At 65.5% G+C, this 5,376-nt stretch carries 4 protein-coding genes and 1 pseudogene; 3 read left to right on the plus strand and 2 right to left on the minus strand.

Annotation, left to right across the window (positions count from 1 at the left end; genetic code table 11):
- The first annotated feature begins 424 nt into the window (after positions 1-424).
- From CKO40_RS23240 to CKO40_RS23250, 3 genes are all read left to right on the plus strand, one after another.
- Positions 425-1,048 (plus strand): Uma2 family endonuclease, encoded by a 624-nt coding sequence (locus CKO40_RS23240; RefSeq protein ID WP_200348837.1) that lies wholly within the window; start codon positions 425-427, stop codon positions 1,046-1,048.
- A gap of 180 nt (positions 1,049-1,228) precedes the next feature.
- Complete coding sequence (gene murJ, locus CKO40_RS23245; protein WP_200348838.1) at positions 1,229-2,788, plus strand: murein biosynthesis integral membrane protein MurJ; 1,560 nt, start codon at positions 1,229-1,231, stop codon at positions 2,786-2,788.
- 77 nt (positions 2,789-2,865) lie between these two features.
- Positions 2,866-3,867, plus strand: coding sequence for a bifunctional riboflavin kinase/FAD synthetase (locus tag CKO40_RS23250; RefSeq protein WP_200348839.1), 1,002 nt, complete (start codon positions 2,866-2,868; stop codon positions 3,865-3,867).
- 444 nt (positions 3,868-4,311) lie between these two features.
- Here the strand turns inward: CKO40_RS23250 and mtgA are convergent, their stop codons facing one another.
- Complete coding sequence (gene mtgA / locus CKO40_RS23255) at positions 4,312-5,013, minus strand: monofunctional biosynthetic peptidoglycan transglycosylase (protein ID WP_338074257.1); 702 nt, start codon at positions 5,011-5,013, stop codon at positions 4,312-4,314.
- Between the two features lie 145 nt (positions 5,014-5,158).
- Positions 5,159-5,376 (minus strand): annotated as a pseudogene (locus tag CKO40_RS23260) (group II intron reverse transcriptase/maturase); the annotation flags it as partial.

Below are 5,376 nucleotides of genomic sequence, written 5' to 3' on the forward strand. Positions count from 1 at the left end.
CGCGCAGCAGTCCCGCGACGCTGAGGTGCTGGCGTGAGAACGGACCACTCATCAATACCTGCCTCGCAGCTTGAGAAGGTCGTGGCAGTATACTGATTCGGCTTCAAAAGTTTACGAAAGATTTTTTTCGGCTCAAAGCCAACTTATTGTTTCTAAAGCAGATATTTTTGCGGCGGGAATTGCTGCCCAAGCGGCTCACCACCTATAGCCATTCCGCCTGATCGCCGGACAGAAAGCGCCGGAACAGTCAGCACCGACGGGCTCAGCCTCTCCGGAAACCAGGGCGAGTGACTATTTCAGTCCGTCGACATCCGTTTTCGCGCCCGCCCGAACGCTTTCCGCATGCTGCCAGGCGGCACCCTTCCAGCATGCTTTCAGGCAGCGCCTTGAATGACGATAAGATTTGAACGATGCTTGAGCCGCCATGATCCAGCTTACGAGCCCGACAGCAGCCCCGCTTAAGGGGCGAATCGACCTCGCGATCCCGCCGGGCCTGCGGCTGGACGACGACCTGCTCTTCGCGTTCTGCGCCGCCAACCCGGACCTGCGGATCGAGCGCAATGCCCATGGAGACCTTGAGCTCATGCCCCCGACCGGCGCCGAGACCGGCCACCGCAACGCCGAGCTCGGTCTGGATTTCGGTCTCTGGGCGCGGCAGGACGGTCGCGGTGTCGTCTTCGACTCCTCGACCGGTTTTCTGTTGCCGAACGGCGCGATGCGCTCGCCGGATCTGTCCTGGGTGCTGCGCACTCGCCTGGCCCAGCTCAGCGCCGAAGAGAAGCGCAAGTTCTTGCCGCTGGCGCCGGACCTCGTCATCGAGCTGGCCTCACCGAGCGACGAGCCGGAAAACCTGCATGCCAAGATGCGCGAGTGGCGCGACAACGGCACCCACCTCGGCTGGCTCCTCCTACCCGATGAGCGGCAGCTCTGGCGTTATACATCGGACGCAGACCCAGAGCGGCTCGATGCCCCCGCCACGATCGGCGACGCCGATCTGCTGCCCGGGCTCGCGCTCCCGCTCGCCTCGATCTGGGAACCAGGCCTTTAACCCTCCTAAACCCGCCGCCTCGCAGCCCTTCTTCAGTACGACACCCTGCCGACACCGTTGTCTTGGCCGCTGGCATCGTGGCGCACCGGTGAAGGATGGCACGGCCGCTCGAAGATGATCCTTATAATCGCGGCCTCCGATCCACCTCCGTTCAGTTGACCGCGCAACGAGGCAATCGCCATGGCATCGCTGGCCGCGTCCATCGCCAAGGTCGGCAGCAACACCTTGCTGTCGCGCATCCTCGGCTTCGTCCGTGACCTGCTGGTCGCGCGCCTGTTCGGCGCCGATGCCGGCACCGACGCCTTCTTCGTCGCCTTCAAGATCCCGAACTTCATGCGCCGGCTGTTCGCCGAGGGCGCGTTCTCGATGGCCTTCGTCCCGGTGCTCAATGAGTACAAAGAGCAGCGCGGGTTCGGCGCCCTGAAGACCTTCATCGACGACGTCGCCGGCACCCTCGGCGCCGTCTTGCTCGTGATCACGGCGGTCGGCGTGCTCGGCGCGCCGGTGCTGGTGCTGATCTTCTCGCCCGGTTTCGCGGCCGACCCGGCCAAGCAGCTCCTCACCGCCGACATGCTGCGGCTGACCTTCCCGTACCTGCTGTTCATCTCGCTGACGGCATTCGCCGGCGGCATCCTCAACACCTACGAGCGCTTCGGCGTGCCGGCCTTCACGCCGGTGCTGCTCAATCTCTCGCTGATCGGCTGCGCGCTCTGGCTCGCACCGCAGATGGAAACCCCGATTGTCGCCCTCGCCTGGGGCGTCTTCATCGCCGGCATCGCCCAGCTGCTGTTCCAGCTTCCATTCCTCCACAAGCTCAAGCTGCTGCCGAGACCCCGGCTCAACCCCCGCGACCAGGGCGTGCGCCGGATCGTCCGGCTGATGGTCCCGGCGCTGTTCGGCGTCTCGGTCACGCAGATCAACCTGCTGATCGACACCTTGCTGGCCTCGTTCCTCGAGACTGGCAGCATCTCCTGGCTCTACTACTCGGACCGGCTGATGGAATTCCCGCTCGGCATCCTCGGTGTCGCGCTCGGCACCGTGATCTTGCCGAAGCTCTCGCGCCAGCATGCCGCGGCCTCCCCGGAGGCGTTCTCGCAGACGCTGGATTGGGCGCTGCGCTGGGTGCTGCTGCTCGGGCTGCCGGCCGCGGTCGGGCTGTTCGCGCTCGCCGGGCCGATGATCGCGACCCTGTTCTACTCCGGCGAGTTCACCGGCTACGACGTCCTGATGGCCGAGCGCAGCCTGATGGCATACGCACTGGGGCTGCTGGCGTTCCTCGGCATCAAGGTCCTCGCGCCCGGCTTCTACAGCCGGCAGGACATGCAGACACCGGTCAACATCGCCGTGGTCGCGATGATGATCAACATCTCGCTGAACATCCTGCTGATGGAGCCGCTCGGCCATGCCGGCCTCGCGCTTGCAACCGTCATCGCCGCCGCGGCCAATGCCGCGCTCCTGTTGCGTGGTCTCTCGGCACAGGGCGTCTATCGGTCGCTGCCCGGCTGGGGACTGCTGCTGCTCAAGGGCCTGATCGCGAGCCTGCTGATGGGCGCGCTGCTCTGGTTCGCGAGCGGCCCGACAGCGGCCTGGACCGACTGGACCGTCATCGAGCGCATCCTGCGCCTCGCCGGGCTGATCGCGATCGGCGCACTCTGTTACGTGCTGGCCGCGCTGCTCTTCGGCATCCGGCCGCGCCACCTGCTGCGAATGAACCCACAAGCAAAGCCGGCCGCGACCTGAGCGGACCCAGAGACCCGACCAGCCGGTGCGCGCTCTATAATCGCCGCACCTCCCTCCAGCGAGAGCAGCTCGACCGCATGCGATTGATCCGCGGCCTGCACAATCTGCGCGACCAGGACCATGGCTGCGTCGCCACCATCGGCAACTTCGACGGCGTGCACCTCGGCCACCAGGCCGTTTTTCGGCGCCTGCTCGCGCAGGGGCAGGCGCTCGGACTGCCCGCCACGGTCATCACCTTCGAGCCCCAGCCGATGGAGTACTTCGCCCCAGCGATGGCACCGGCGCGCTTGACCCGGTTGCGCGAGAAGGTCACCGCGATCGCCAACACCGGCGTGGCGCGGGTCCTGCTGCTCGAGTTCGGCGCGAAGCTCGCGCAGATGCCCGCCCGCGACTTCATCGAGCAGGTACTCGTCGCCGGGCTCGGTGTCCGCTACCTCTTGGTCGGCGACGACTTTCGCTTCGGCCACAATCGCGCCGGCGACTACCAGCTGCTCGAGCAGGTCGGCCGCGAGCTGGGACCGCCAACGGCCGCATCCGGTGCCTCGGCAAGCACCGGCAGCGGCAGCGGCAGCGGCAGAAGCGGAAACGGCTTTGCCGTGGAAAACCTGCGCACCATCAAGCACAACGACGAGCGCATCAGCAGCACCCGCATCCGCGAATTGCTCGCCGGCGGCGATTTCGAGCAGGCCGCCCATCTGCTAGGCCGCGCCTATCGCATCTGCGGCCGCGTCGCCCACGGCGACCGGCGCGGGCGCACCATCGGCTATCCCACCGCCAACATCAACCTGCATCGGCGCGTGAGCCCGCTGCGCGGCGTGTACGCCGTCCAAGTCCACGGCATCGCCGACAGCCCCTGGCCCGGCGTCGCCAACATCGGCCGCCGGCCGACCGTCGCCGGCACCGACGAACGGCTCGAGGTCCATCTTTTCAATCTCGACCGCGACCTCTATGGCGCGCATCTCGAGGTCGAATTTCGGCTCCGCCTCCGCGACGAGCTACGCTTCGAGTCGTTCGACGCGCTGAAACAGCAGATCGCGCGCGACGCCAACGCGGCGCGCCAATGGCTGCTCAGCCCATAACGGCGCTCGAATCCAACGAGCCGAGCCCACCACCCGTCGCCCGGAATCAGATGCCACGCTATGGGCCCAAAGGCGGGTAGACCGTATCCACCAAGAGGCACGATGAAAAACAGGATCGGAGCATCGCGATCAGCCTTCAGGCTAACAGCAACCTTTGCACAACAAGAATTGGGCCCACCGCGGAAGGACACGAAGCCATCAGACATAGCACGGCACTACTTCGGACCTCAGCGGGGGGTCGACCTCGGGAAACGCAAGCGATTCGGTTTTGAGCCCCTCCGGCTCGAAGACCAGGGAGCGCCTTAAGCAGCACTGCCGCGGCGGCCGGCCTCACCGTTGCCACACGCAACCGGGCAGCGTTCCGCAACTGCGGCCTGCCGCTGGTAGACCCATGGAGCAGCGCCAACCCGCCTCCACGCGAACCCTCGTGAAACAGGCGAGGCACTAGAGCCGATCGAGATAAGCGGGACCGCCCAGATTGCGCATCTGCTGCTCGATCCAAGCGGCCTTGCGACGGACCTGCGCCGATGGTGACTGGACACGATAACGGATCGGGTTCGGTAGGACTGCGGCCAGCAGCGCGGCCTGCGAGCGATTCAGCGTTGCGACCGGACGATCAAAGAAGCGCCAGCTCGCCGCACCGACGCCATAGGTGTCCGGGCCGAACTGAGCGAGATTCAGATAGACCTCGAGGATACGCTCTTTTGGCCAGAACGCCTCGATCAAGAGCGTCAACGGCGCCTCGAGCCCCTTCCGCAGCCAACTGCTCTCCCGCCACAGGAACAGATTCTTCGCCACCTGCTGCGACAGCGTGCTCGCACCGCGCAACCGGCCACCGTCCCGCCAACGCGCCAGAGCCTTGTTCAGCTCAACCAGATCGAAGCCATGATGCGCCGGAAAGCGCTGATCCTCGGCCGCGATCACGGCCAGCTTGACCTCGGGCGCGATCGCCGGACCCTCGACCCACTCGTAATAGAGCCGCTGCGTGCCTGCCGCAGCGGACTCTGCGGCAAGCCAATGACGAACCATGAACGCCGAGCTCGGCGGATCGACCCAACGGAACAGAAGGACCAGCGCCGCCGCGAAGAGCAGCAACAGGACGACTGTTGCGATGAACCACTTAAGGAGGCGCCAGAAGAGTTTCACATCCAGTCGCCGATGTCACCCAGTTACGACTAAGCAATTCCACCCTGCACAATCGGGTAAGGGCGGGTGTTTAGCCCGCCCTCCCCACACCACCTAGCATGCGGGTCCGCACTAGGCGATTCACAAGAAGGGAGCACACGACGCTTTAGGCATAGCCATGCGCTTTCATCCACTGATCGCGAATGCTGATCAAGCCCTGGCCTTTCAGCCAGTCATTGGTCATCCCGGTTTGCGTGCCCAGCGAGCGGGACAGATGCCAGTCGCTCTTGGAGCTCATGCCCGTCCAGATCGCGGCACGCTTCGACGACCCCAGGGCCAGCAACTGGCGAATGCGATTGCGCACCCCGCGCCACTGTTTCCAGT

Source organism: Halochromatium glycolicum (genome assembly GCF_016584085.1).
GTDB lineage: Bacteria > Pseudomonadota > Gammaproteobacteria > Chromatiales > Chromatiaceae > Lamprobacter > Lamprobacter glycolicus.

Bases quoted from the DNA above. Each gene is read 5' to 3' on its own strand.
- CKO40_RS23240 (WP_200348837.1), top strand. From the start codon at position 425: ATGATCCAGCTTACGAGCCCGACAGCAGCCCCGCTTAAGGGGCGAATC.
- murJ (WP_200348838.1), top strand. From the start codon at position 1,229: ATGGCATCGCTGGCCGCGTCCATCGCCAAGGTCGGCAGCAACACCTTG.
- CKO40_RS23250 (WP_200348839.1), top strand. From the start codon at position 2,866: ATGCGATTGATCCGCGGCCTGCACAATCTGCGCGACCAGGACCATGGC.